General features: G+C 35.6%; 21 protein-coding genes. 10 read left to right on the forward strand and 11 right to left on the reverse strand.

Going from position 1 to position 26,053, the window contains the following annotated elements; all coding sequences use genetic code 11:
• Positions 1-13: 13 nt before the first annotated feature.
• The 4 genes from C8C85_RS05240 to C8C85_RS05255 all read left to right on the forward strand — a co-directional run bounded on the left by C8C85_RS05240 (position 14) and on the right by C8C85_RS05255 (position 7,429).
• Positions 14-544: an RNA methyltransferase gene (locus C8C85_RS05240; RefSeq protein WP_116796131.1), complete on the forward strand. Its 531-nt coding sequence runs from the start codon at positions 14-16 to the stop codon at positions 542-544.
• Between the two features lie 85 nt (positions 545-629).
• Positions 630-2,792, forward strand: coding sequence for a T9SS type B sorting domain-containing protein (locus tag C8C85_RS05245; protein WP_116796132.1), 2,163 nt, complete (start codon positions 630-632; stop codon positions 2,790-2,792).
• A 111-nt stretch (positions 2,793-2,903) separates the two neighbouring features.
• Complete coding sequence (locus C8C85_RS05250) at positions 2,904-5,102, forward strand: T9SS type B sorting domain-containing protein (protein WP_243412049.1); 2,199 nt, start codon at positions 2,904-2,906, stop codon at positions 5,100-5,102.
• Positions 5,103-5,182: 80 nt separating this feature from the next.
• Positions 5,183-7,429 (forward strand): T9SS type B sorting domain-containing protein, encoded by a 2,247-nt coding sequence (locus tag C8C85_RS05255; protein ID WP_116796133.1) that lies wholly within the window; start codon positions 5,183-5,185, stop codon positions 7,427-7,429.
• Between the two features lies 1 nt (position 7,430).
• Here C8C85_RS05255 and folK read toward each other — a convergent pair whose 3' ends face one another.
• The gene (gene folK, locus C8C85_RS05260) at positions 7,431-8,567 is read right to left on the reverse strand and encodes a 2-amino-4-hydroxy-6-hydroxymethyldihydropteridine diphosphokinase (RefSeq protein ID WP_116796134.1); all 1,137 of its coding nucleotides are present in this window, start codon (positions 8,565-8,567) and stop codon (positions 7,431-7,433) included.
• 126 nt (positions 8,568-8,693) lie between these two features.
• Here folK and sppA point away from each other — a divergent pair, with 126 nt between their 5' ends.
• The 3 genes from sppA (at position 8,694) to C8C85_RS05275 (ending at position 14,316) form a co-directional block, all read left to right on the forward strand.
• Entirely contained in the window at positions 8,694-10,451 is a 1,758-nt protein-coding gene (gene sppA / locus C8C85_RS05265; protein ID WP_116796135.1) for a signal peptide peptidase SppA, read from the forward strand.
• Positions 10,452-10,668: 217 nt separating this feature from the next.
• Positions 10,669-13,299, forward strand: coding sequence for an AsmA-like C-terminal region-containing protein (locus tag C8C85_RS05270; protein ID WP_116796136.1), 2,631 nt, complete (start codon positions 10,669-10,671; stop codon positions 13,297-13,299).
• A gap of 384 nt (positions 13,300-13,683) precedes the next feature.
• Positions 13,684-14,316 (forward strand): hypothetical protein, encoded by a 633-nt coding sequence (locus tag C8C85_RS05275; protein WP_116796137.1) that lies wholly within the window; start codon positions 13,684-13,686, stop codon positions 14,314-14,316.
• 307 nt (positions 14,317-14,623) lie between these two features.
• Here C8C85_RS05275 and C8C85_RS05280 read toward each other — a convergent pair whose 3' ends face one another.
• Positions 14,624-15,418, reverse strand: a complete 795-nt coding sequence (locus tag C8C85_RS05280; protein ID WP_116796138.1) for a DUF2797 domain-containing protein — start codon at positions 15,416-15,418, stop codon at positions 14,624-14,626.
• A gap of 221 nt (positions 15,419-15,639) precedes the next feature.
• On the opposite strand from C8C85_RS05280, the gene C8C85_RS05285 reads away from it, so the two are divergent.
• Together C8C85_RS05285 and C8C85_RS18430 are read left to right on the forward strand one after the other, a co-directional pair.
• Entirely contained in the window at positions 15,640-17,154 is a 1,515-nt protein-coding gene (locus tag C8C85_RS05285; RefSeq protein WP_116796139.1) for a GH3 auxin-responsive promoter family protein, read from the forward strand.
• Positions 17,155-17,160: 6 nt separating this feature from the next.
• Complete coding sequence (locus tag C8C85_RS18430; RefSeq protein WP_165818097.1) at positions 17,161-17,301, forward strand: hypothetical protein; 141 nt, start codon at positions 17,161-17,163, stop codon at positions 17,299-17,301.
• Between the two features lie 100 nt (positions 17,302-17,401).
• Here C8C85_RS18430 and C8C85_RS05290 read toward each other — a convergent pair whose 3' ends face one another.
• The 6 genes from C8C85_RS05290 to C8C85_RS05315 form a co-directional block, all read right to left on the reverse strand.
• Positions 17,402-17,932 (reverse strand): SRPBCC family protein, encoded by a 531-nt coding sequence (locus C8C85_RS05290; protein WP_116798382.1) that lies wholly within the window; start codon positions 17,930-17,932, stop codon positions 17,402-17,404.
• 10 nt (positions 17,933-17,942) lie between these two features.
• Entirely contained in the window at positions 17,943-18,383 is a 441-nt protein-coding gene (locus C8C85_RS05295) for a VOC family protein (RefSeq protein WP_116796140.1), read from the reverse strand.
• A gap of 72 nt (positions 18,384-18,455) precedes the next feature.
• Entirely contained in the window at positions 18,456-18,866 is a 411-nt protein-coding gene (locus C8C85_RS05300; RefSeq protein ID WP_116796141.1) for an SRPBCC family protein, read from the reverse strand.
• 197 nt (positions 18,867-19,063) lie between these two features.
• Positions 19,064-20,296 carry an ATP-dependent Clp protease ATP-binding subunit ClpX gene (gene clpX, locus C8C85_RS05305; protein ID WP_077371265.1) on the reverse strand — a complete coding sequence of 411 codons (1,233 nt, stop codon included), beginning with the start codon at positions 20,294-20,296 and terminating at the stop codon, positions 19,064-19,066.
• Between the two features lie 75 nt (positions 20,297-20,371).
• The gene (gene clpP, locus C8C85_RS05310) at positions 20,372-21,046 is read right to left on the reverse strand and encodes an ATP-dependent Clp endopeptidase proteolytic subunit ClpP (RefSeq protein ID WP_116796142.1); all 675 of its coding nucleotides are present in this window, start codon (positions 21,044-21,046) and stop codon (positions 20,372-20,374) included.
• 199 nt (positions 21,047-21,245) lie between these two features.
• Positions 21,246-22,571 carry a trigger factor gene (locus tag C8C85_RS05315; RefSeq protein WP_116796143.1) on the reverse strand — a complete coding sequence of 442 codons (1,326 nt, stop codon included), beginning with the start codon at positions 22,569-22,571 and terminating at the stop codon, positions 21,246-21,248.
• A gap of 420 nt (positions 22,572-22,991) precedes the next feature.
• On the opposite strand from C8C85_RS05315, the gene C8C85_RS05320 reads away from it, so the two are divergent.
• Positions 22,992-23,480, forward strand: coding sequence for a type ISP restriction/modification enzyme (locus C8C85_RS05320; RefSeq protein WP_116796144.1), 489 nt, complete (start codon positions 22,992-22,994; stop codon positions 23,478-23,480).
• Between the two features lie 13 nt (positions 23,481-23,493).
• Here the strand turns inward: C8C85_RS05320 and C8C85_RS05325 are convergent, their stop codons facing one another.
• The 3 genes from C8C85_RS05325 to C8C85_RS05335 all read right to left on the reverse strand — a co-directional run bounded on the left by C8C85_RS05325 (position 23,494) and on the right by C8C85_RS05335 (position 25,952).
• On the reverse strand, positions 23,494-24,315 hold the full coding sequence (locus C8C85_RS05325; RefSeq protein ID WP_116796145.1) for an MOSC domain-containing protein: 822 nt from the start codon (positions 24,313-24,315) through the stop codon (positions 23,494-23,496).
• A gap of 35 nt (positions 24,316-24,350) precedes the next feature.
• Positions 24,351-25,478: a chromate efflux transporter gene (chrA, locus tag C8C85_RS05330; RefSeq protein ID WP_116796146.1), complete on the reverse strand. Its 1,128-nt coding sequence runs from the start codon at positions 25,476-25,478 to the stop codon at positions 24,351-24,353.
• 129 nt (positions 25,479-25,607) lie between these two features.
• Positions 25,608-25,952 carry a heavy metal-binding domain-containing protein gene (locus C8C85_RS05335; RefSeq protein WP_133243371.1) on the reverse strand — a complete coding sequence of 115 codons (345 nt, stop codon included), beginning with the start codon at positions 25,950-25,952 and terminating at the stop codon, positions 25,608-25,610.
• Positions 25,953-26,053 lie beyond the last annotated feature (101 nt).

Here is a 26,053-nt window from a genome sequence, read left to right on the forward strand (position 1 = left end):
CAATTACCCAACTATGAGAAAACTTGAAAACAGCGAACTGGAAAGAAAATCAATTGACGATTTTAAAAAATCTGAAAAAACACCCTTGATTTTAGTTTTGGACGACATTCGCAGTTTGCACAACATAGGATCTGTTTTCAGAACGGCCGATGCTTTTTTAATCGAAAAAATAATCTTGTGCGGTATCACAGCCACTCCCCCAAACAAGGAAATTCACAAAACTGCCCTCGGAGCAACCGAAACTGTAACTTGGGAACATCATGAAAATGTACTGGAAGTTATTACGAATTTAAAAGAAGAAAACATCGTTACCCTTGCTATTGAACAAGTTGAAAGTTCCGTTTTCCTTCAAGATTTTAAAGTAGACAAAAAGCAAAAGTATGCTTTAATCTTCGGAAATGAAGTTTATGGTGTGGCACAGGAAGCTGTAGCTTTATGTGACGGATGCATCGAAATTCCGCAATTGGGAACCAAACATTCTTTAAATATTTCTGTAAGTGCTGGGATTGTAGTTTGGGATTTATTTAAACAATTTAACAATTAAAAGTCAATTTGTAATTACTCATTTTTTATCTAATAAACTTCTAAACAAACTTTTGCGTTTTGATTTAAAAGCCTATTTTTATAAAATGAAAATTAGACTCCACATCAACATATTATTACTTTTTGCATTTTCAATTTATAATTTTGGTTATGCTAATCTCATCCATAATCCACCTAAAAAAGGATTTACTGCTTCACTAATAAAATCCAACAAAAAAACTCATTCACTTGCCAATGTTGCACCAATTCTTACTGCGACAGACGATCAAACTTATTGTCCTTTAACCAGCGTCAATATTGCACCATCAATTTCCATTACAGATCCAGACGACACAGGTACTGATGCGATTTACATCCAAATTTCATCGGGTTATATCAAAGGAGAAGACCTTTTATCTCTTAATAATGCTTTATCACATACCTCAATTACAAGCAGCTGGAATTCTAATGAAGGGAAATTAACATTAAAAAGTCCCACAGGAGCACAAGTAACCTATATCGATTTTGAAAATGCCATAAAAGACGTTCAGTTTAACAGTTCTTCGGCCACACCCTCAGGGATAAGAAAATTTTCAATTAGTATAGGCCAAGCCAATTATTTACCTAGAAACGGTCATTATTATGAATACGTGCCTAACTTAGGAATTACTTGGACCGATGCCAAGGCCGCGGCAGACATCAGAACTTATTATGGACTTAAAGGCTATCTGGCTACGCTTACCGCCGCAGACGAAGCGCAATTAGCAGGAAAACAAGCTCCAGGAGCTGGCTGGATTGGCGGAAGTGATGCCGAAACAGAAGGTGTCTGGAAATGGGTAACAGGGCCTGAAGCAGGCACTGTTTTTTGGAATGGCCTTTCCAATGGTTCAAGTCCCAATTTTGCTTTCTGGAATTCAGGAGAACCTAATCAAGCAGGGGATGAAGATTATGCCCATATCACGGCTCCCGGAGTTGGAATAGCAGGTTCTTGGAATGATTTAGCCAATGCTGGAAGTCCGAGTGGTGATTATCAGCCCAAAGGATACATTGTGGAATATGGAGGAACAGCCGGAGATCCGGTATTACAACTTTCAGCCAGTACTACTCTGAGCATTGCATCCATAACGAGTACCAAACCAGATTCAAGATGTGACGCAGGAACAGTTACCCTACAAGCTACGGCTACAACAGGAACTATTAATTGGTATGATGCCGTAACCGGAGGCAACTACATGGGAACTGGCGCTAATTTTATCACTCCAATTTTAAACACTACAACCAACTATTATGTTGAAACAACAACCGCTAGTTGTGCCAGCAGCAGAACTGCAGTAGAAGCCAAAGTAAGCATCACTCCAACAATCACAGATACAAATTCTCCCGTAACCAACTGTGGACCTGGATTATTTACATTAACAGCGACTCCCTCTATTGGAACCATAAATTGGTATTCTCAAATTGCAGGAACTGTTGTAGGCAGTGGATCGCCCTACATCACACCGCACATTGCTACAAGCACAACCTATTTTGTCGAAGCCATAAACAATGGCTGTACAAACGGCATAAAAGTTCCTGTTGACTTACTTGTTTACCCATTACCAGCAGTTACTAATGAAACTGTAAAAAAATGTAATCTCAGCACAGTTACATTGGATGCAGCAATTCCCAATATGACCTACCTATGGTCAACAAATGAAACTACTCAAACAATTGACGTTTCGACAACAGGAATTTACACAGTAGATGTAACTAGTCTTGCGCCTGAAAGCTGTACTAACAGAAAAACAATTACCGTAGTCGAGGACAATAAACCAGAAATAAAAGAGGTAAAAGTCGACGAAACAACCGTTACAATAGAACTAGTAAAAGCTGAAGATTATTTTGAATTCTCAATAGACGGATATAATTACCAAGATTCCAATGTTTTCACTAATGCACCCAGCGGATTACAAACCGCTTATGTTCGCGATATCAATAAATGCAGTACTGACAGTGAACCTTTCATCGTCATTATTGTCCCAAAATATTTCACTCCAAACAATGATGGATTTAATGATGTTTGGGAAATAAAAGGACTAATAAACTATCCTTTGGCCGAGGTTTCCCTTTTTGACCGCTACGGAAAATTAATAACCCAACTCAATCATTCCAATCACAGTTGGGATGGCAATTTTAACAAAAAACCATTACCCGCAACTGACTATTGGTATCTGCTAAAATTGGACCCTAATAGCCCAGAATTAAAAGGACATTTTTCTTTAAAGAGATAATGTAATCGTTTTTCTTTTAATCTTATATATTGATTGTAATTGTATTTTAAGATTAAAAGAATTTCAACATAAAAAAATATTACGTTCTCTTTTGTAAAAAATTGCATTGTATTGAAAACCGTATTCAAAAATAAAATACTTTCTCTTTTTGTTGTAATATTTTTTAATACAACAGGCACTATCAATGCCAATAATCCTCCCAAAAAAGATTTTAAAAAAAACTATATTCAAAATATCAACTTATCTAAATCTATTTTTATAACAGGCTCTCCTATAATCACAGCAACGGGAAATCAAATTTATTGTCCGCAAACCAGCATTAAAATAGTTACTGATATAAGCATTAATGATCCTGCAGAGAACACAATTAATGCAATAAACGTTCAAATATCCTCAGGATATTTAATTGGAGAAGATGTTTTGACGCTAACAGGTTCGCATCCAACGGTGACGTCAATTTGGAATGCAGAAACCGGAAAACTCTCACTTACGAGTATAAACGGAAATCCACTACCTCATTCAGATTTTATTAATGCTGTCAAAAATATTGAATTCAAAACCAGTTCTGCAGTACCTACTGGCAGCAGAAATTTTTCTATAAATTTAGGCAAATCCAATTACCTTCCCTCGTCCACACATTATTATCAATTCGTATCCTCACCTGGCATTTCATGGGGAAATGCTAAAAGAGCCGCAGAATCAAGTTCTTACTTTGGTTTAAAAGGCTACTTAGCGACCATTACCACATTAGACGAAGCTAAATTTATAGGAGAGCAACTCTCTGGAAATGGATGGATTGCTGGAAGTGACGCCTTAAAAGAAGGAGAATGGAGATGGCAATCGGGACCAGAAATGGGTACAATTTTTTGGAATGGACTTCAAGCTGGCTATACTACTACTTTCGCTTATTGGAATAACTATAAAGAACCTGATAATGGAGGAATAATAGACTTCATAAAAAGACCTGGAGTAGAAGATTATGCTTATATCACAGATCCAAATAATGGACAAAAAGGAACTTGGAATGACTTAGAACTTTATGGAGTGGAAGACCCTACAAAATTTAACCATCCTAAAGGATACATTGTTGAATATGGTGGCATGCCGGGCGATCCTCCACTACAAATGTCAGCCAGCACTACTTTAACTATGCTTGCAATTACAAGTACGGTTGCTCCACAAATTTGCAATTCTGGAAGCAGTAAGCTCGAAGCCACAACCTCTACAGGAACAATCAATTGGTATGACACAGCAATTGGCGGAAATATAATTGCAACAGGGACCAATTTTGCAACACCAATTTTGAACACCTCAACAACCTATTATGTAGAAAGCACTATTGCAGGTTGTAAAACCCAAAGAACCCCCGTTGATGTAAAAGTAAATTCAGTCCCAAACATAACCCCTGAAACTGTACTTTCACCAGTTTGTGGTTTTGGTATTTTTTTCTTAAAAGTCACAGCAAGCGAAGGAATAATCAATTGGTTTCCAACAAATTCAGGAGGCAGCATTTTAGGAACTGGATTCACTTATATAACGCCACAAATCTCTACAAACACCACTTTTTATGCAGAGGCCAATAACAATAACTGTATTTCATTAACAAGAACACCATTTAAAATTGAGATCTATCCGCTTCCTCCTGTAACAGATCAAAAAGTAGCTATATGCATTCCTGGTTCAGTTGAGCTGGACGTCTCTATTCCTAACATGACTTATCTTTGGAACACCGGCGAAACCTCGCAAACAATTAAAGCTCCAACAACAGGAATTTACACCGTAGATGTGACCAGCCCAGCGCCAGAAAATTGCACAAACACAAAAAAAATTACTGTATTTGAATATGACAAACCCGAAATAAAGAATGTAAAAGTTGACGAAACAACCGTTACCATTGAACTAATAAAAAACGAAGATTATTTTGAATATTCAATAGACGACATTTACTATCAAAGCTCTAATGTTTTTACGAATGCACCCAGCGGATTACAAACCGCTTATGTACGTGAAATCAATCAATGCAGCATCGATGACAAACCTTTTATTGTAATCATTGTCCCGAAATATTTCACTCCAAACAATGACGGATATAATGATGTCTGGGAGATAAAAGGATTGATAAACTATCCCTTAGCCGAAGTAATTCTTTTTGATCGTTATGGAAAAAAAATCGCCCAACTCAATCATTCGAATCGTGGTTGGGATGGAACATTCAACAAAAATCCTTTGCCTGCGACTGATTATTGGTATGTACTAAAATTGGACACTAATAGCCCCGAATTGAAAGGACATTTTTCCTTAAAAAGGTAAAGCACTGATTTTATATCGATTACAAATATTCATTTTAAACAAGTTCTCTTTTATTTTAAAAAAATGAATACTTTTATAAAATGACAAGAATAAATACTTTTTTCATACTAACATCATTGATACTGGTTTTTTCAAAAACAAGCTATGCAAATGATACATGCCAAAGAAAAAATGATAGTATTCTAAAAAAAGAAAATATACTTACCACTTTCAACACCAATAAATATAATACATTAGACAATATCCCTCCTTTCCTAAAAGCTACTGGAAATCAAATTTATTGTCCACAAACCAGTATCCCTATCGTAACTGATATGAATATTACCGACCCTGACGATACTAACACCCAATCTATTTACATTCAAATTTCTGTTGGATATAATGACAAACAAGATTTGTTAACTCTTACTGGAAATCATCCTTCGATTGTTGCAAATTGGGATCCAAATGCGGGTAAACTAAAACTATCGGCACCCGTAAATGGAATTTTGACACCATACGCTGAGTTTATTGCGGCAATAAAAGATGTTGTCTACACCAACTCTTCCAAAAAGCCAACCGGAAACAGAACGTTTTCAATAAGTATAGACAAAGCGAATTATTTACCAACCAATCAACATTTTTATGAGTATTTTGAATCACCCGGAATCACCTGGGGAGATGCAAAAACAGCAGCCGAAACAAAAACTTATTTTGGTTTAAAAGGATATTTAGCAACAATTTTATCCGCAGAAGAACAACAAATAATTGGCGAACAATTACCCGGAACGGGTTGGATTGGCGGATCTGATTATAAAGTAGAAGGAGAATGGAGATGGTTAACCGGACCAGAAAATGGCACTTTATTCTGGAGTAATCTAGAAGTAGGACCCGGTGGTGTAAAATATTCCAATATTTTCGGACCTGGTTATACTCCAAATTTTGCCTATTGGAATAGAAAAAATGGCACCAATAACGAACCCGATAATGGTACAGGTCTAGAACATTTCGCTCATATTTTAGACAAAGATTCAAGTCTCGGCATAAAAGGCTCTTGGATTGACTTAACTTATTACGGAACAACAACGGGACCTATGAAATCAAGAGGCTATATCGTAGAGTACGGAGGCATGCCTTTAGATCCTGAACTTCAAATTGCAACAAGTACAACTATAACTATACCTCAAATCACAAATACAATACCCGCGTCTAAATGTGATGTAGGCGAAGTATCTCTAGAAGGGACTACTAATTTAGGTGAAGTTAGATGGTATGAAAATGAAACTGGCGGAATTCCAATTGCTTCTGGAAATCAATTCACCACGCCAAAATTATCAAGCACAACTACTTATTACATAGAAACCGCTTATGCCTTCTGTGCAAAAACATCTGAACGTACTCCAATAACGGCAACTATAAATGTAATTCCAATCATTACAACACCACAAACCACATTTACAACCTGCGGGCCGGGTGAAGCAACTTTATCTGTACTTTCTAGTGAAGGAGAAACCTATTGGTATGAAGGGCCTACGAATAATAGCCTAGTTGGAATCGGGACTAGTTTCACCAGAAATTTTTCAAAAGATACAGATTATTATGTTGAAGCTGTAAGTAATGGATGCAGTAATGGCAAACGAATAAAGATCAATGTAATCGTATATGACTTACCAAAAATTGAAGACGAAGAAATTCTTTGGTGCACAAAAAATAAAATAACACTAGATGCGTCCTTAAACGGAATCACTTACTTATGGTCAACCGGTGAAAATACTAAAACAATAATTCCGAACAGCCCTGGTGAATTTACCGTAAAAATCAAAACTCCCGAACCCGAAAGCTGTACCGTAACAAAAACCATTACGGTTTTTCAGCATCCAATACCTGAGATTATTGACCCAATTGAAGCTGATGAATCACAGGTAACTATTCGTTTGAAAAATCCACAAAATTATTTTGAATACTCTATCGACGGAATCAATTATCAAAGTTCTAATGTATTTACAAATGTTCCAAGCGGATACCAAACTGCTTACGTAAGGGAAATAAACTCATGTGAAAATCCAATTACAAAAAACTTTATTGTACTAATCGCACCCAAATACTTCACTCCAAACAATGACGGATTTAATGATGTCTGGGAAGTAAAAGGATTGCTCAATTACCCATTAGCGGAGATAACAATTTTTGACCGTTATGGTAAAATAATTACGCTACTTAATAATTTAAATCGCAGTTGGGACGGCACCTTTAACAAAAATATTTTACCTGCAACCGATTATTGGTATGTATTAAAATTAGATCCGAATAGTCCGGAATTGAAAGGACATTTTTCATTAAAAAGATAAATTACAAACTACCCTTTTCTTGAATTTTATCTAAAATAAAAAGATAATCCTCCTGATTATTTACAAAGTCCCGATCAGAAACATCGATGATTAAAACATTCAAATCGGTTTGAGTCTTGATATACTCCAAGTATCCTTTGTTTATTTTTTCCAAATAATCCGCTGTGATGTCTTGTTCGTAACTCCTACCTCGCGTTTTTATGTTTTGCAACAATCGATTGGTGTTTTGATAGAGATAAATATACAAATCCGGCTTTGGCATTTCTTTATAAATGATATCAAATAACGTACGATACAATCTAAACTCGTCTTCTTCTAAGGTAATTTTAGAAAATAACAACGATTTAAAAATATGATAATCGGCAATGATAAAATCCTTAAATAAATCAAATTGCGATAAATCATCCGATAATTGCTGGTACCTGTCTGCCAGGAAAGACATTTCAAGCGAAAATGCGTAACGGCTTTGATCTTCATAAAATTTGGGCAAAAATGGATTGTCGGCAAAACGCTCCAAAACGGTTTTAGCATTAAAATCTTCGGCCATTTTTAGTGCCAAAGTAGATTTTCCTGCACCAATATTACCTTCTATTGCAATGTAATTATATTGGTTTAATATTATTTTATCCAAAGGACTTTCTAACTTTTGGACTACTTCACAAATACTCTCATCTGGAGTTATCTGAATGAGTTCCGCAATTGTTTTTTTTAAAATAGGATGCACCCAGCCAACATTCAAATCCTGAAAAGGCAACAAAACAAATTTTCGATTTTGCATTAGCGGATGCGGAATTTGAAGATGATCCAAATCTAGGATTTCATCATCAAAAGCAATCAAATCAATGTCAATTATTCTAGATTGATAACCCACATTTTCCTTGCGAATACGACCCAATTTTTTTTCTACTTGCAAAACCAGCTCCAAGATTTTCTGTGCAGAATATAAGGTATGCAAAACCAAGGCGCAATTATAAAACGCCTCACTTTCAAAACCCCAAGAAGGTGTTTCGTATAAATGTGAAACTTTTATAATAGTCCCGATTTCCTGATGAATCAATTCAAGACATAATTCAATGTTTTTCAAACGATTGCCCTGATTGCTTCCTAGAGATAAAATAACTTGATGCTGTAATTCCATATTAGGCACAAATTAAGCAAAAGAATTTTAGAATAGCAGTATATTTGCCCAGAGTGTTTCAATTTATTTTCAGCATTAACTGTAACAAATATGCACTTTTTGCAACTTATTAGAAAAATATACTATATGAGATTTTTAGGAAATGTGATGGCTACCATTATTGGTATTTTTATTTTTTTTATGTTGTTTTTCTTTGGGATAGTACTCATAGGAGCATTATTTGGAGGAGAGTCAGAAGGTGTTGAGATCAAAAAAAATTCAGTTATAGAATTAGACCTGAAGAATATTTCCAATGATTATGCCGGTAAATACAAAGACCCATGGATAGATGTCTTTTCTGAGAAAAAAAACATTGGACTTACCGATATCATTAATGCCATAGCTGTTGCAAAAACAGACAGTGATATTAAAGGAATATCCATTTTGAATCAAGATTCTGAACTAGGATTGGCTCAAAGCAAAGAATTGAGAGAAGCATTGAATGATTTCAAAAAATCAGGAAAATTTGTTATGGCCTACGCCAATAATTATACACAGAGAGATTATTACCTAAACTCAGTTGCCAACACTATCTATTTGAATCCTGCCGGTGATCTTGATTTTAAAGGATTATCTACTGAAATAATGTTCTTTAAAGATTTCCAGGAAAAATCTGGAGTTAAAATGGAAGTCATTCGTCACGGAAAATACAAAAGTGCCGTTGAACCTTTCCTTGAAAACAAAATGAGTGATGCCAATAGAGAGCAAACCACTGCCTTGCTAAACTCTGTTTGGAGCTCCGTTCTTGCCGATATTTCGGAAAGTCGCCACATATCTACTTCTAGATTGAATGAAATCGCAACCGGTTTATTGGCACGTACCCCAGAAATGGCCAAAGCAAACAAACTTATTGACATTGTTGCCTATGAAGACGTTTATCATGATGCTATCAAAAAAGCTTTGAAAGTAGCTGGCGATGAAGACTACAACAAAGTATCAATAACCGATTATGCGCAAAAAGTAGCAACAACATCCATAATTTCAGACTCAGACAATCAAATTGCCGTAATTTATGCGCAAGGAGAAATTCAAGGTGGTGAAGGCGATGTCAACGTAATAGGCGAAGGCTCCATGCGTCGTTCATTACAAGAAGCCAGAAAAGACAAAGATATAAAAGCCATCGTACTTCGCGTTGACAGTCCTGGAGGAAGCGCCTTGACATCTGATTTAATTTGGAGAGAAATTGAACTAACCAAAAAAGTAAAACCAGTTGTTGTATCTATGGGAAATTATGCCGCTTCTGGAGGATATTATATTGCCTGTAACGCAAATACCATTTTTGCAGAAAGAAACACAATAACAGGATCAATTGGAGTTTTTGGAGTTTTACCAAACCTTAGTCAGTTAACAACAAAAATTGGAATCAATACGGAACAAGTAATGACCAATGAAAATGCTAATTACAGTCCATTTGTTCCTTTGAACGAAAAATTCAAAGCAGTAACCCTAGAAGGCATAGAGAAAGTGTACAAAACATTTGTGACTCATGTTGCCGAAGGACGAAAAATGACATTTGCACAAGTAGATTCTATAGCTCAAGGCCGCGTTTGGACCGGTACTGAAGCCAAAAGAATTGGTTTGGTGGACAAAATTGGGAATTTAAATGACGCCTTAAAAGAAGCTGCAACATTGGCAAAAATCAGAGATTATTCTACACAAAACTTTCCGGTTTACGAAAAAGATTTTAGCGATATCTTTTCCAAATTCCCTTTTGCAAAATCAAAAGAAGATTTAATCAAAGGCGAAATTGGAGAAGAAAATTATTTTATTTTGCAGCAAATTAAAAAAATTCAAATGCAAAAAGGAATCCAAGCCAGAATGCCTTTTGAAATTTCAATTCACTAATTTTATTTTGCATATCATAAACCCTTTCAGACTAAAAAACTGAAAGGGTTTCTTTTTTTATAAAATTGCCACTATTCTAAAATCATAAAATAAGATTAAAGAATGGCGTTACGATAATCAATTAAAAAAACAAATATTAACTTCGTATGATAAATTTATAAGTCAAAACATCATAAACCCTTATTTTTGTATAAATAACCCAAATTATTCAACCTATATGCTAAAGAAAATTTTAAAAATCGTTGGAATTACATTGGTAGTGCTAGTCGCTTCCCTATTTGCCATTCCGTATTTCTTTAAAGATCAAATAAAAGCCAAAATTACCGAAGCCATCAACGAAAAAGTAGATGCAAAAGTTTCCTTTTCCGATGCCGATTTGAGTCTGTTCAAAAATTTTCCTAAAGCGACAGTTACACTGGATAAATTATTGATCATCAACAAGGCTCCTTTTGAAGGAGACACTTTGGTTTCATTAGGCGAATTGAACCTTAAAATGTCCATCAAAGAATTGTTTAAGGGCAAGGATGAAGCCATGCAAATTGAAGGAATCACGTCCAAAAACGGTTTCATCAACATCATCTTCAACAAAGACGGAATCGGAAATTTTGACATTGCCTTGAAAGACGATAAACCCGAAGAAAAAGGAAAAAGCAAACCTTTGTCATTGAAAATACAGAAATACCAAATTGAGAATTTCAAGTTTCAATACTTTGACCAAGCTTCGCAAATGAGAATGGTCATCGACAGCTTGAATCACGAAGGAACTGGAGATTTTAGCAACTCAAAATTGGATTTAGACACCAAGTCAACGGCAAAAGTATCATTTGATATGGGCAAAATCAATTACATGAAGAATGTTGCATTATCATTGGATGCAGTTCTTGGAATTGATTTAGAGAAAAGCAAATACACTTTTAAGGAGAACAAAGCTTTAATCAATCAATTGCCGTTAGAGTTTGACGGTTTTATACAATTGGTCGATGCGGGACAAGTCTATGATTTGAAATTCAAAACCCCGACTTCCTCATTCAAGAACTTCTTGGGATTGATTCCGGCTTCTTATTCTTCTAGTTTAGAAGGTGTAAAAACGACAGGAGATTTTACGGTTAGCGGTTTTGCAAAAGGAATGCTTACAGATACCACGATTCCAAAATTCAACATTGCCATTGCTTCTAACAACGGTTCTTTTCAATATCCAAGCTTACCAAAATCAGTTCAAAGCATTATTATTGACACTAAGATTGTAAACGAAACTGGGCTAATGAATGATACTTATGTTAATCTTGATAAGCTCTCCTTCCGAATAGACCAAGATGTTTTTAATGCAAAAGCTAACATCAAAAACATCAGCACCAATGCTTTGGTTGATGCCGCTTTGAAAGGAACCATAAACTTAGCCAATCTTTCTAAAGCCTATCCTATCAAACCGGACAAACCGCTTACCGGAATTTTGAAAGCGGATGTAACGACCAAATTCGATATGGCTTCGGTAGAAAAAAGCCAATATCAAAACATAAACAATGCGGGAACCATCGGTTTGACCGGATTCAATTATGCTGACGCCAATGGTAAAAATATGACTATCAGTAATGCATTAGTTCAATTCAACCCAAGTCAAGTGCATTTGAAACAATTCAATGCCAAAACAGGAAAAAGTGACCTAAGCGTAACGGGCGTTTTGGATAATTTTTATGGCTTCATGTTCAGAAAACAAGAGCTGAAAGGTAATTTCAACCTGTCTTCAAACCAACTTGCTGTTAGTGATTTCATGACAACCAGCACTGCTCCTGCGGCTACAGGAACAACTGAAGCCACAACTGCAAAAACAAAGAAATCAGAACCATTGAAAATACCAGCTTTCTTAAATTGTACGCTTACCGCAAAAGCCAATACGGTTTTGTATGACAACCTTACTCTAAAAGATGTGTCGGGAAAAATGATTATAAAAGACGAGAAAGTTACGTTGGAAAATGTAAAAACGTCAATTTTTGGTGGAAATATAGGCGCCAGTGGATCCGTTTCCACAAAAGGAAAAACACCGATTTTCGACATGAATCTTAACTTAAACCAAGTTGATATTCAACAAAGTTTCACCCAATTGGATATGTTGAAAAAAATAGCTCCGATTGCCGGAATCGTAAACGGAAAAATAAACACTACCATCAAATTGAACGGAAATCTAGATGCCACTGAAATGACTCCAGATTTGAAAACAATCTCAGGTGATTTGATTGGGCAATTACTTTCTACAACCATAAACTCGAACAATTCGACTTTGTTAACAGCATTGACCTCCAATTTGAAATTTATTGATTTAAACAAAGTGAATCTTAATGACATCAAAGCAGCTCTTACTTTTAAAGACGGAAAAGTAAACGTAAAACCATTTGAGATTAAATACCAAGACATAAAGGCGGTTGTTGGTGGTACGCATGGTTTTGACCAAAGTATGGATTACAACATCAAGTTTAATGTTCCTGCCAAATACCTTGGTAAAGAAGCCAATGCCTATATCTCAAAAATGTCGCCCGCGGATGCTGCCAAATTTGACAACATTCCTGTAACGGCATTGATGACTGGGTCATTCAGCAGTCCGAAAATCTCGACGGATATGAAAACGGTAATGACCAACTTAACGATGCAATTGGCCAAACAACAATCAGATAAATTGCTTAAAAAAGGAAGTTCAGCATTGGATAAATACCTAAACACCAACGCAAAACCAAGCACTGACACAACAAAAACCAATGCCCAAAATGCCCAAAAAGAAGATATAAAAAAGAAAGCCGGGGATTTAATCAACGGTTTGTTTAAAAAGAAAAAACCTGCTGAACCTGCAGCACCATAAATTACTTAAATTAAAACTAAAAGCCGCCTCCAATTTTGTATTGTGAGGCGGTTTTTTTATTAACCTGAGTTCCATTAACTGATTTTGGAGCAGAAAAATTGGGCTCTTTTAGCAACATGGTTCCCGCTATCCGTTGCAATCTCCCGAAGAAAAATCGGGAGGATTTTCACTACTATCGGGGCTAAAGGGAAAGATTAGGCTTTTTAGTAATCATTAAAAGGTTATTAAGAAAAAGTAGGATTGCTATTATTATTTTTTATATTTGAAAAAATACAAATAGAAACAAACTTTTGCCAAGTTCTCCAATTTTGGGGTTTATATATCAAGGTTTGTATAGCATATTTAGGAGTTGCAGGCAATATTCACGCAAAAAACAAATAAAACATGAACATAAGTATAGAACAAAATAAAGCAGTAAATGATATTGTAGAACTTATTGCTTTGAAATTAGGGAATGAAAAAAGAGAGTTGAATATAGTGGATGCTATTTCAACTTGTGCTAGACTAGCAGGAAGTTTATTGTTTAGGTCTTTTGAATTCCAAATTAAGGACGCTAAACCGGGAAGTGTAATGTTGTCAGAAAATGCAAATATAAAAGGACCTGAATTGATAAATATTACCCATATTGTGTTACAAAATTTCGGCATAACAATTGACAATCAAAAAATGAGTGGCAGTTCGGGAGAAGAAACAAAAATTAATTTTTTAGATGCAATTGATTTAGTGCAAAACCAAGCATTAGAAATCATGAATAAGTACAATTTATCATATGAACAATTAGCTCATTCAACTGCTATTGCAACTGCATTCATTATACAACAAAGTCCAAACATACCTGCTGAAACAGGTTTTGGCAAGGCAATTTATCATTATATTGAAGGTTCAAAAACTTATCCTCCAGATTTCATTAAATCAACAATTATCAGTGAAACAAAAAATCATATAAAACTGGATTACCAAACAAATGAAATCAAATCAAAAGAAAATAGCGGAAAATCATGGTGGAAAATATGGTAAATAAACATGCCCACTAGCAACTACTACAACAAATTTGGGCAATTAGCTTAATGGGAAAATGGTTCTGTATTTGGAATGATTCGCCAAATCCACGCTATCATATGCGGTATCTGCGGACTATATTGTCATTTCGACGGAGGAGAAATCTCAGTTAGCTATTCCACAAAGTACACACAACGCTGTACGGAGCTACTTGCTGAGATTTCTCCTCCGTCAAAATGACAAGTTTAAGCATAATTGGATACCAAAAATCGTCAATAGTAGCTTTAGCGAACTGACGCAGTAAACACTTTTAAAAATAATTTCTTTAAATTTCCAGACGAACTACATAACCCTCAAAACTTCGGACATTGAAAACGGTTCCGTCTTCAAAAATGAGGTATTGCCCTTTGATCCCCACGAGTTTCCCTTTGAAATTATGCTCTTTTTCAAGGTTTAAGCTGTTTACTTTTTTGGGGTAATTCAATACTGGGAAGTGCATTTGGTAAACATCATTTTTCTCCAAATGATAAAATTCCTGCACCTCGGCGGGGATCAACTTTTCGAGTTTTAATTTCTCGGCGACTAAATCCACATGAACTATGTCGTTTTGGATCATTTTGCGCCAATTGGTTTTATCAGTATAATGGCTTTTGAGAGCGACCTCTGTAATTCCGGCCAAGTAACGATTGGGCACTTCGACAATTGAAATGGCCTGGCTCGCGCCTTGATCAATCCATCGTGTGGGCACTTGCGTTTTTCGGGTCACCCCAACTTTTACTTCGCTCGACAAGGCCAAATAAACAATATGCGGTTGCAACTGTACCTGCTCCTCGTATGCCAAATCACGGTCTTCAATCCCGAGATGCGCGGTGCTCAACTCGGGTTTCATAATCCAATCGCCCACTGCAGGACTCGAATAGAAACAATCGTAACAAAAACCTTGGCGGTATATTTTTTTCTTTTTGCCGCAATTCAAACATTGGTATCCCTCGAAGTTGATTTCCAACTCTTTGTTCAATACTTGATTCATGTTCAAAAAACTGTTTTCGAAAACCAAATAATATTGAATAGGATTTCCAAATTCGGTTTGCATTTTAGAAAGTACGCCTTGGTAAGTCATTGGGATTTTAGATTGTAGATTAACGATTTCTGATTATTCGATTTCTATTCCTAAATGGAATCTTTACCCGAAATAGAATTGTTTTTTATAAAAAAACACTATTTTTGATACAAAAGCAAAGTTAATATTTGTAAATCGATATCCAAATCTTAATTTTTTGTCTTTTATTAAAAGGTAAAAATCAGAAATCGTTAATCTTCAATCATAAATCATAAATCCCGATGCCTTTATCATTTATCAATTCCATCGCTTCTTGGTTTTTAAAACAAAGAATTCATCAGATTGAACTTTTCTTGAAGTACCCGAATGAGGTTCAGGAAGAATTGTTGATGAATCTAATCCGTTCCTCCGAAGAAACGGTTTTTGGCAAACAATACGATTATGCATCCATAAAATCATACCAGACTTTTACCGAGAGAATTCCGATTTCGACCTACGAAGATTTGGAACCCCTGATAGAACGCACCCGAAAAGGCGAACAAAACGTGCTTTGGGAAACCCCAATAAAATGGTTTGCCAAATCAAGTGGTACTACCAATGCCAAAAGTAAATTTATACCGGTAAGTAACGAAGCACTTGAGGATTGCCATTACAAAGGCAGCAAGGATTTATTGTGTTTGTATTTGAACAACAACGAAGAATCTGAAATGTTTGTGGGTAAAAGCCTCCGTTTGGGAGGAAGTTCTCAGATTTACGAAAACAACAATACTTTTTTTGGAGACTTATCAGCGATTTTGATCGAGAACATGCCTATTTGGGCCGAATTCAGTAGTACGCCCAGCAGCAAAATTTCTTTGATGAGCGAATGGGAAACCAAAATAGGCGCAATCATCAACGAAACCAAAAATGAAAATGTAACCAGCTTTGCCGGTGTTCCTTCTTGGATGTTGGTGCTATTGAACAAAATATTGGAAGAAACAGGAAAAACAAACCTTATGGAAGTGTGGCCCAACTTGGAAGTGTATTTCCACGGAGGTGTAAGTTTTGACCCTTACAGGGAACAATACCAAAAAATACTGCCTCACAACCAATTTAAATACTACGAAATCTACAATGCCTCCGAAGGTTTCTTCGCCATTCAGGACTTGAATAATTCCAGTGATTTATTGTTAATGCTCGATTACGGAATTTTTTATGAATTTATCCCGATGGATACTTTTGGAACTCCGGAACAAAAAGCCGTTCGATTAGCGGATGTGCAATTGTTCAAGAATTATGCCATGGTGATTACTACCAATGGCGGTTTATGGCGCTATTTAATAGGCGACACGGTTCGATTTACTTCTTTAAGCCCGTATCGAATCCGGGTTACTGGACGCACCAAACATCACATCAATGTTTTTGGTGAAGAATTAATGGTCGAAAATACCGATCAGGCTATTGCCAAAGCCTGCCAGATCACTGAAACCGAAGTGGTAGATTATACCGTTGCCCCAATATTCATGAAAGACAAAGAAAAAGGAGGTCACGAATGGATGATAGAATTTAAGAAAAAACCAAAAGACATCGCCGCTTTTCAAAAAGCGCTGGATGAAACCCTACAGTCTTTAAACTCCGATTACGAAGCAAAACGCTACAACAATATGACTCTTAATCCACTTGTAATTAATGTTGCGCGAGAACGATTGTTTTATGATTGGCTCAAAGAGTGCGACAAACTTGGAGGACAACACAAAATCCCTAGATTATCCAACAAAAGAGATTATCTCGAACAATTGAAAAAAATGCAAAACTAAACCACTATGAAAAGAATATTCCTTTTACTAACTGTTATAATGATTACTTCCTGCAGCTCCTCCAGTCATATTTGTGGTGGTAATGGCGGAAAAACATGTGTAAAAACTACTCCTAAAACCAATATTAACAAAGGTCTTGATACCTAGAAACCTGTTACTATTTCTATATAAAAGTAAAAGTCATTCAAATTAGATTTTTGAATGACTTTTATTTTATTCGATAATCACTTTAAGTGACAACTCATCACTATTTTTCCAATATCTTTTTCAAATTGGCTAGATTTTGAGTTTCGGCATCTTTAATGATTTTTTCTCCTACAAAGTTCATCAAATTCATTGGATAAGATGAATGACCATAAAATTCAGCAGTAACTTTTGTTTCATTTGCTGATATAGATTCCAATAGCGTGCTTGCTTTGTCATCACCTTTCATCGGTCGCTCAAAATGCAAATCGACATCGATTCTATCTTCAGAAACAGCTGTAATCTGTTGCGAACCTGCTCCAACATTATCATCTTTGCTGTCCCAGGAAGCTTTGAACCCAACAGTTCCATCCATGCCTTGATAGTACATGTTTACATCTGGATCTTGCATAACCCAAATACTGTAATTCTCTTGATTTTTGACCAATTTCACATAATCAAAAACCACTTGCTTTGGCTTATTAATGGTTGTTGAAACCGAAACGGTATAATCGTTTGGGATGAAGAGCGCGATGATTAGCAATAATGCTATCAGACCAACTATTCCTAAACCTATAATTTTAAGTATTCTCATATGTATCCTATTAATTACTTGGTTTTTCATCAAAATTAACCATCCAGTGGATTCCAAATTTATCCACAAACATTCCGAAATAAGCCCCCCAGAAAGTTGGACTCATAGGCATAAAAGGATTTCCTCCCGCGGATAGTCCATCAAAAAGTTTATCAGCTTCTTGTTTGCTTTCTGCATTGATTGAAATCGAAACATTTGAACCAATTGCAACCGCACCGCTAGCTTCATTACTGTCACTTCCCATCAGGACATGATCTTTTCCTATAGGCAGTGAAATATGCATGATTTTGTTTTTATCCTCTTCAGATATTGCCCCTCCTCCTTCTGCATCTGCTGGCATGTCACCAAACTTTCCCACATAAGGAAATTCACCACCAAAAACTGATTGATAAAACAAAAAAGCTTCTTCGCAGTTTCCATTAAAAATTAAATACGGATTAATTGTTGCCATAATATTTTGATTTTTTTTTAGTTAATAAGATTTTAGGAGATTATATAAAGTTAAAAAAAATCCCTTCTATGTTTAGACATAAAGGCTCTCCACATATTTTTTAAAATTATCCAAAATTGCCTGCCAGCCATCACGCTGCATTTCCTCTGGATTTACTGTTTCCGGGTCAAAACTTTCGATAACCTCAACGCCAGTTTGAGTTTCTGTAAAATATACATCAACCTTTCTGCCGTCGGCCATTACATATTTAATTGCTTTATTTTGTTCCACCAAAGTGTATTCTCCCTCAAAATCAAAACTCATCGATCCATCTTTAGCAGCCATCGTGGACTTGAATTTACCGCCAATCCTTAAATCATTTTCGGCATAGGGCGTGTGCCAATCATCTGAAGCATTGTTCCATTTTGTAATATGTTCCGGACTTATCCAACATTCCCAAACTATTTTTATCGGAACATTTATGGTAGTTTGCACTGTTATCATTTTATCTAAATTTTTTTTTTTGAACTTAAAATTACAATTTATTTAAAATCAATGGACAATTTTATGTTGAAAATAAATATTATACCTAAAAAAATGGCCCGCAGATTCAAAGTGATTTACGCAGATTTTCCCTTTTTGTTCATAAAAAAACCTGCTCGAATGACGAACAGGTTTTATACAATTATTTTTAATTAAACTTAAGAAGCTATCTCCAGACGCTTCAATAAATTTTTATTCAATGTTTCTTTGGCGTATTCCATATCAATTTCTAATTTTTTATCATCAGAACTTGGTAATTCATACATCGCATCGGTAAGAATGGCTTCGCATAACGAACGCAATCCACGTGCACCCAATTTATATTCCAATGCTTTTTCAACAATAAAATCTAAAGCTTCATCTGTAATGGTGAATTCAACCTCATCCATCAAAAACAACTTTTGATATTGCTTGATTAAAGCATTTTTTGGCTGGGTCAAAATCGCACGCAACGTTTCTCTATCCAAAGGATCCATGTGTGTCAAAACAGGCAAACGACCAATGATTTCAGGAATTAATCCAAAGTCCTTAATGTCTTTTGGGATAATATATTGCAACAAATTGTCTTTGTCAATATTATCCACATTTTTGGATGTAGAATAACCAACTGCCTGACGGTTCAAACGTTTTGAAATAATACGTTCCACTCCATCAAAAGCACCGCCTGCAATAAACAAAATATTCTGTGTGTTAACCTCAACAAATTTTTGATCTGGATGCTTACGACCTCCTTTTGGTGGTACGTTAACTACAGTTCCTTCCAATAATTTCAGCAAAGCTTGCTGCACTCCTTCTCCCGAAACATCACGAGTGATTGAAGGGTTGTCGCTTTTACGTGCAATTTTATCAATTTCGTCAATAAAAACAATTCCTCTTTCGGCTTTGGTTACATCATAATCGGCTGCCTGTAAAAGACGAGTCAAAATACTTTCAACATCTTCTCCCACATAACCGGCTTCAGTAAGCACCGTTGCATCAACAATAGCAAGTGGCACGTCCAACATTTTGGCAATCGTTTTGGCTACCAATGTTTTTCCTGTACCAGTTTGTCCTACCATAATGATATTACTTTTTTCAATCTCTACCTCATCGTCCAATTGCTGTTGCATCAAACGTTTGTAGTGATTGTAAACCGCAACAGACATTACTTTTTTGGTTTGTTCCTGTCCAATAACGTATTGATCAAGGAAAGCTCTGATTTCTTTTGGTTTTTTTAAAATTAAATCACCAACTAACTTAGAGCCTCTGTTTGTTTTTAATTCTTCCAGAACAATTCCATGCGCCTGCTCGATGCATTTATCACAAATGTGAGCATCGATTCCCGCAATCAATAAATTAGTTTCTGGTTTTTTCCTTCCGCAGAAAGAACATTGTAATACTTGTTTTGCCATTTTTCATGTTTCAAGTTTCAAGTTTCAGGTTTCAAGTCAATTCTAACAACTTAAAACATGAAACTTTAAACTAATTTAAACCCTTCTTAAAACTTCATCAATCATTCCGTATTCTTTGGCTTCATCAGCAATCATCCAATAATCGCGTTCGCTGTCTTTGTGTACTTTATCAAAAGTTTGCCCAGAATGTTGCGATATAATTTGGTATAACTCATCTTTCAATTTCAACATTTCGCGTAAGTTGATTTCCATATCAGTAGCAACACCTTGTGCTCCTCCTGATGGTTGGTGAATCATAACGCGTGAATGAGGCAAAGCCGAACGTTTTCCTGCAGCTCCAGCACACAAAAGAACAGCTCCCATAGAAGCGGCCATTCCTGTACAAATTGTAGCTACATCCGGTTTGATGTATTGCATCGTATCATAAATCCCCAAACCTGCATAAACACTCCCACCCGGTGAATTCAAATAAATCTGAATATCCTTAGAAGCATCCGCGCTTTCCAAGAACAATAACTGTGCCTGAACGATATTTGCAATCTGATCATCAATTCCTGTGCCAAGGAAAATAATTCTATCCATCATTAATCTCGAAAAAACGTCCAATTGTGAAATATTCAATTGACGCTCTTCTATAATATAAGGAGTCATATTTTTTGGATTCATCGCAGCCACTATTTTATCATAGTACATTGCATTTACTCCTTGACCCTTAATAGCAAATTTTTTGAATTCTTTTCCGTAGTCCATTTTAAAAAGTTTATAAGTTTATAAGGTATAGTTTCTAATGTTTTTCTGTCTAAATAGTAAAGCAAAGGTTGTTCCTTTTTATTTTTTGTGACAAACTGTCTCGTTTTTCAACTCATTTTCGTTTTATCAGAACCTATTCAAACAAAAGAGCGTCAAAACAAATATGTTTGACGCTCAAATATACTTATTTTTTTATAAATTATTCTCCGTAAGAAGCAGCAATAAACTCTTCGTAAGTCACTTCTTTCGTAGTTGGATTCGCTTTTTCTTTGAATAATTCAAGTAATTTAGCCGCAACCACTTGGTCAGAAAGTCTTTTCACTTCTTCTTGGTTGGACAATACTCTTGCCACAATTCCTTGAACTTCTTCGTCAGTAGGATTTGTTTGTCCAAATTGAGCCATTTGTTGTTTGATTGCATTTGTTGTAAACGCTTTCAAATCTTCAAAAGTAATTTGGATATTGCTTGTAGCCATTGCTTTTCCTTCGATCAATTGAAAACGCAAACCTCTTTCAGATCTTGCATATTCCACAACTGCTTCTTCTGGAGTCAATTGTTTTTCGCCAACAGTTTGCAACCATTTGATTAAGAATTCAGATGGCAAATCGAATTTTGTATTTTCAATCAAAAATTCTTGAACATCAGCCAATAATTTTTGGTCAGCTTGTTGAGCAAATTGAGCTTCAGCATCTTCTTTGATTTTTGCTTTCAAGTCTTCCAATGAAGCTACATTTCCAGCACCAAAAAGTTTGTCGAACAATTCTTGGTTCAATTCAGCCAATTCAGCTCCGTTGATAGCCTCGATAGTGAAGTCAACATCTACTGCCAAACCGTGAACATTATCGTGACCTACTTTCAAATAATCCATCAATTGGTGGTCATCTTCAAATAAACCTTTAGTGTTTACAGTAACTACATCGCCCACTTTTTTTCCAATGAATTTGTCAGCAGTCGCTTTATCTTTAAAAATTGCCAAAGCAATTGTAGTAGAATTATTGATTCCTTCAGCCTCATTAGAGAAAGTTCCAGTAATATCAGAATCAGCAACTACAACTTCTTGCGGAATTGGAGTACCAAATTGTTTTTGGATACGCGCTACTTGACCGTCAATTAATTTGTCATCTGCAGTAACGATATATTTTACGATATCATTTTTAGCTTCAAGGTCTAATTCAAAACTTGGAACCAAACCGATTTCGTACTCAAAAACTAATTCTTCATCATCCCAGTTGAAGTTTTCGTTAACTTTAGGAAGTGGAGTTCCCAAAAGATTTAATCTTTCAGATTGCACAAAACGCTCCAAAGCCAAATCAACAACTTTCTTTACTTCTTCTTGTTTAATAGCCTTACCATATTGTTTTTCAACAAGGTCTTTAGGCACAGCACCTTTTCTAAAACCTTTTACAGTCGCCAAAGGCATTTTTTCGTTTATTCTTTTTGCTACTTGTCCTTTGTAATCCATGTGAACAACTGTCATTACAATCGTTTCATTCACAGCGTCTATTGCTACTCTTTTGATATCCATCTTCTTCTTTAATTTACATTATAAAATTGGGTTGCAAAATTATGAAATTTTTGCAACCCAAACAAGTATTTTAAGATTTTGAATTTTAGACAATTATTTAATGAAATCAAGAGCAAATCCTATCATATTAAAAAAAGATTTACTTCATCATATTCATTAAAATTTATATGGGCGAGACCCCATTTTTGGCAAGGGCCAAATCAACTTTGCGCTTATACGGCCCTTCCCAAAAATACGGTCGGGCTATCCACGCTACTTCGGTAGCTAGTTTCTATCCCTCTCGCGTGTGCAAAACAAGAAACATAATGCAACACAACAGCATTGCTAGCTACTGCGCAATCAATTTATCAAACAAAAACATCATAAGAAATTCGAACAAACCTTATCTTTGTAGTAATCGACGCTTTAAATCAAAGCAAAATGACTCTAGACCAATATCTTGCCAGCATAAGCACAGCGTACAAAGACGGTATTGCAACGGAATTATATGAAGGGAAAATTCCAAATCTAACCGAAGAAATAATCAATCAAATAGCCCACAAAACAGGTTTACACTTTATACTGACAAAAGATCCAGAAGGCAACGTTTGCATGGCAAACAACAATGAGATTCGTTCTGAATTCAGACAAACTTTCTCTCCATTGGATATTCTCGATTATGCATATGCCATTCTACATTCATCAAGCTTCCATTCTGCAGACAAAAAAATCCTAAAAACAAATTTTCCATACCCAAAAAATGCTGACATCTTTTGGAAATTAGCTGAAATAGGATCCAAAATCAAACAAATTCATTTATTTGAAAATCCAAAAACAAAAAATTCTATTACTTATCAGCAAAAAACAAGACTCGCATTATCAGAAACAAATCTATTAATAGAGAAAATAGACAAAATAATACTGGAATAACTAAAAGGCCAATTTATTTTTTAAAACTCAAAACCCGAACGGAATCTCCAACTTTCACCTTCCCCAATCCCAGTCCGATTAAATTCTGTCCAAACAACACTTTATTCCCAAAATTTCTATATTTCGCCAATGTCTTTAATGGATCTTTTCCCGAAATCACTCCCTTTTCTTGATCTACTGTCGTCATCACACATCGGTCGCAAGGTTTCACCCCAACAAAAGAAACAGTACCAATTTTGAATTCTCGCCAAGCATCTTCTTCAAAAGCATCACCATTGGTAAAAACAAAATTTGGTCGAAATCGATTCATCGGAACCCTAACCTCCATGCGTCCATTCAAATCATCCAACGAAGCTTGCCCAATAATCAAAAAAGGATACGCATCCGAAAAAGAATTAATTTCATCACCACTAATCGCATAATCCGGATCTAATTTTCGTTCACTTTCTTCTGGCATATAAACCAATCGAACCGAAAAACCGAGAAATTTTGAAAACCATTTGCTCGTGTTTGGACTTACTTCAAACGCATCAATAGTATCATCCCAAACGGTTACTTCAATTTTAGAATTCGCATCCGAAAAAACAGGATGAAGTTCTAGATCGACAGATTCCATATTAACTCTGTGTGTAATTCTCAAAAATCCGTCAACAATATCCGGACTAAAAAGAGCCAATTCAGGATATTCTCTTTGCGACAAAAAACGTCCGTTATCATCAACTAATAACCAACGACGATCCAACTCTAAACCACGATCCGTAACTTGAGCCTCTTGCAATGAAATTCCACCCAACGATTTTACAGGATAAACCCAGATTTCTGAAAGTTCCAACATAACATTATTTTTTTTCAAATCTACAAATTAAACTTCTACACTAGAGTCAATAAATAACCCAAAACAGAACCGCCAATTACAATGAGACTGCTATTGATATTTTTGAACCAAAAAGCAATCACAATACTTGTCAATTCAATACAAATTGTTTTCCAATCCGTAATTGTTGTTATCCCCATATCTACGCAAACTGCCAAGATAATTGCCACCGACGCGACATTTACTGCGTCCAAGAAAACAGAAAATAATGTAGAATTTCTCATTTTCTTCACCAACGGATTCAACAACGCAACAAACAAAAACGAAGGCAAAAATATCCCAACGGTAGCCAGCAAAGCTCCTGTCCAATCATTAATTTGATACCCGATAAAAGTAACAGAAGAAAACACGGGACCAGGCGTAAACTGCCCCACAGCAATGGCGTCCATTAATTGGCGACGCGATAAAATGCCTGTCGCAACCAACTCGCTATCCAAAAAAGCAAATAAAACATAACCGCTTCCATAAAGAATAGCCCCTATTTTCAAAAATATCAAAAACAAACTCCCATTGGAGATCGAAGTATTGGGAGAAAATGAAAATGGAAAAATTACAATAGACAGAAAATTTTGATCCGTATTTTGAAAGAGTTTATTTTTTATTCCAAACACGAACAGAGCAAAAAAACCAGCTCCAAACAACAAGTATAACTCATTAAACTTCAACAACGACAATATCAAAACTAAGATTCCGACACAATAAAGCTCAACCGTTTTTAAAGACTTTTTCGCCAAAGGAAAAACAGCAAAAAGGATTATGGCTATTATAGCCGGTTTAATCCCATAAATAAACGGCTGAATTTCCGGAAGCTGTCCGTACTTTTTATATATCCAGGCAAAAAATCCCGTTATCAATACCGACGGACAAATGAAACAAAGTCCAGCAACCAGCAATCCTTTCCAACCCGCTCTTTCATGACCAATATGAATTGCCATTTCTGTACTGTTTGGACCAGGAATCAAATTGGTAGCACCTATCAGATCTAAAAAATGCTGCTCGGTTATCCACTTTTTCTTGGTAACCACTTCCTCTTTCATCATTGCGATATGAACAGCAGGTTCACCAAATCCAATAATCCCTAGTTTTAAAAATAATTGAGCAAGCTCCTTTAAATTATTATTCATTTACTTTAAAATCTTGATTAATAAAATAAGACTCCATAAAACTATTTTCATTGCTGTTTGCCAAAATTAAAACAAAAAAAACAGCCTTCTTAAAAGGCTGTTAGAAAAATCAATCTTTTACAGATTTATTTATTTTTTCTCACTCTTTCTTTCTGTCATAGCCATACCACATTTTGGGCATTTCCCTGGTTTATCAGATGCAGAACCATCCATAGTACAAACGTACTTACTTTTCACTGTAGTTGTAGCTTGGTTTCCTTTTGCTGTGGCAGTATGTGCTGTTTCTTTACTCGCTACCAAATCCATCCCACATTTTGAACACTTCCCTTTTTTATCACTTATTACTTTGGGATGCATCGGACAAGTATACATTGTTTTTTGAACTTCTTTTTTAGAAGCTGTGACAGTCGTTTGAGCTGATACGGCAGTTCCCATAGCAAAGAAAGCCGTCAAGGCAAGAATTAATGTTTTCATGATTTTTTTTATTTGATTATAGTTATTTGAATTACTTCTTGTTTTTTTTGTTTTAAAGTTAAAAATCTCTATCTGAATAATAATCCATAAAAAAACTGCAT

Source organism: Flavobacterium sp. 103, assembly GCF_003096795.1.
In the GTDB taxonomy this organism is placed as follows: Bacteria; Bacteroidota; Bacteroidia; order Flavobacteriales; family Flavobacteriaceae; genus Flavobacterium.

Bases quoted from the DNA above. Each gene is read 5' to 3' on its own strand.
- C8C85_RS05275 (WP_116796137.1), top strand. From the start codon at position 13,684: ATGAACATAAGTATAGAACAAAATAAAGCAGTAAATGATATTGTAGAA.
- sppA (WP_116796135.1), top strand. From the start codon at position 8,694: ATGAGATTTTTAGGAAATGTGATGGCTACCATTATTGGTATTTTTATT.
- C8C85_RS05240 (WP_116796131.1), top strand. From the start codon at position 14: ATGAGAAAACTTGAAAACAGCGAACTGGAAAGAAAATCAATTGACGAT.
- C8C85_RS18430 (WP_165818097.1), top strand. From the start codon at position 17,161: ATGAAAAGAATATTCCTTTTACTAACTGTTATAATGATTACTTCCTGC.
- C8C85_RS05295 (WP_116796140.1), bottom strand. From the start codon at position 18,383: ATGGCAACAATTAATCCGTATTTAATTTTTAATGGAAACTGCGAAGAA.
- C8C85_RS05270 (WP_116796136.1), top strand. From the start codon at position 10,669: ATGCTAAAGAAAATTTTAAAAATCGTTGGAATTACATTGGTAGTGCTA.
- C8C85_RS05315 (WP_116796143.1), bottom strand. From the start codon at position 22,571: ATGGATATCAAAAGAGTAGCAATAGACGCTGTGAATGAAACGATTGTA.
- C8C85_RS05290 (WP_116798382.1), bottom strand. From the start codon at position 17,932: ATGAGAATACTTAAAATTATAGGTTTAGGAATAGTTGGTCTGATAGCA.
- C8C85_RS05300 (WP_116796141.1), bottom strand. From the start codon at position 18,866: ATGATAACAGTGCAAACTACCATAAATGTTCCGATAAAAATAGTTTGG.
- C8C85_RS05285 (WP_116796139.1), top strand. From the start codon at position 15,640: ATGCCTTTATCATTTATCAATTCCATCGCTTCTTGGTTTTTAAAACAA.
- C8C85_RS05255 (WP_116796133.1), top strand. From the start codon at position 5,183: ATGACAAGAATAAATACTTTTTTCATACTAACATCATTGATACTGGTT.
- clpP (WP_116796142.1), bottom strand. From the start codon at position 21,046: ATGGACTACGGAAAAGAATTCAAAAAATTTGCTATTAAGGGTCAAGGA.
- clpX (WP_077371265.1), bottom strand. From the start codon at position 20,296: ATGGCAAAACAAGTATTACAATGTTCTTTCTGCGGAAGGAAAAAACCA.
- chrA (WP_116796146.1), bottom strand. From the start codon at position 25,478: ATGAATAATAATTTAAAGGAGCTTGCTCAATTATTTTTAAAACTAGGG.
- folK (WP_116796134.1), bottom strand. From the start codon at position 8,567: ATGGAATTACAGCATCAAGTTATTTTATCTCTAGGAAGCAATCAGGGC.
- C8C85_RS05245 (WP_116796132.1), top strand. From the start codon at position 630: ATGAAAATTAGACTCCACATCAACATATTATTACTTTTTGCATTTTCA.
- C8C85_RS05335 (WP_133243371.1), bottom strand. From the start codon at position 25,952: ATGAAAACATTAATTCTTGCCTTGACGGCTTTCTTTGCTATGGGAACT.
- C8C85_RS05325 (WP_116796145.1), bottom strand. From the start codon at position 24,315: ATGTTGGAACTTTCAGAAATCTGGGTTTATCCTGTAAAATCGTTGGGT.
- C8C85_RS05280 (WP_116796138.1), bottom strand. From the start codon at position 15,418: ATGACTTACCAAGGCGTACTTTCTAAAATGCAAACCGAATTTGGAAAT.
- C8C85_RS05320 (WP_116796144.1), top strand. From the start codon at position 22,992: ATGACTCTAGACCAATATCTTGCCAGCATAAGCACAGCGTACAAAGAC.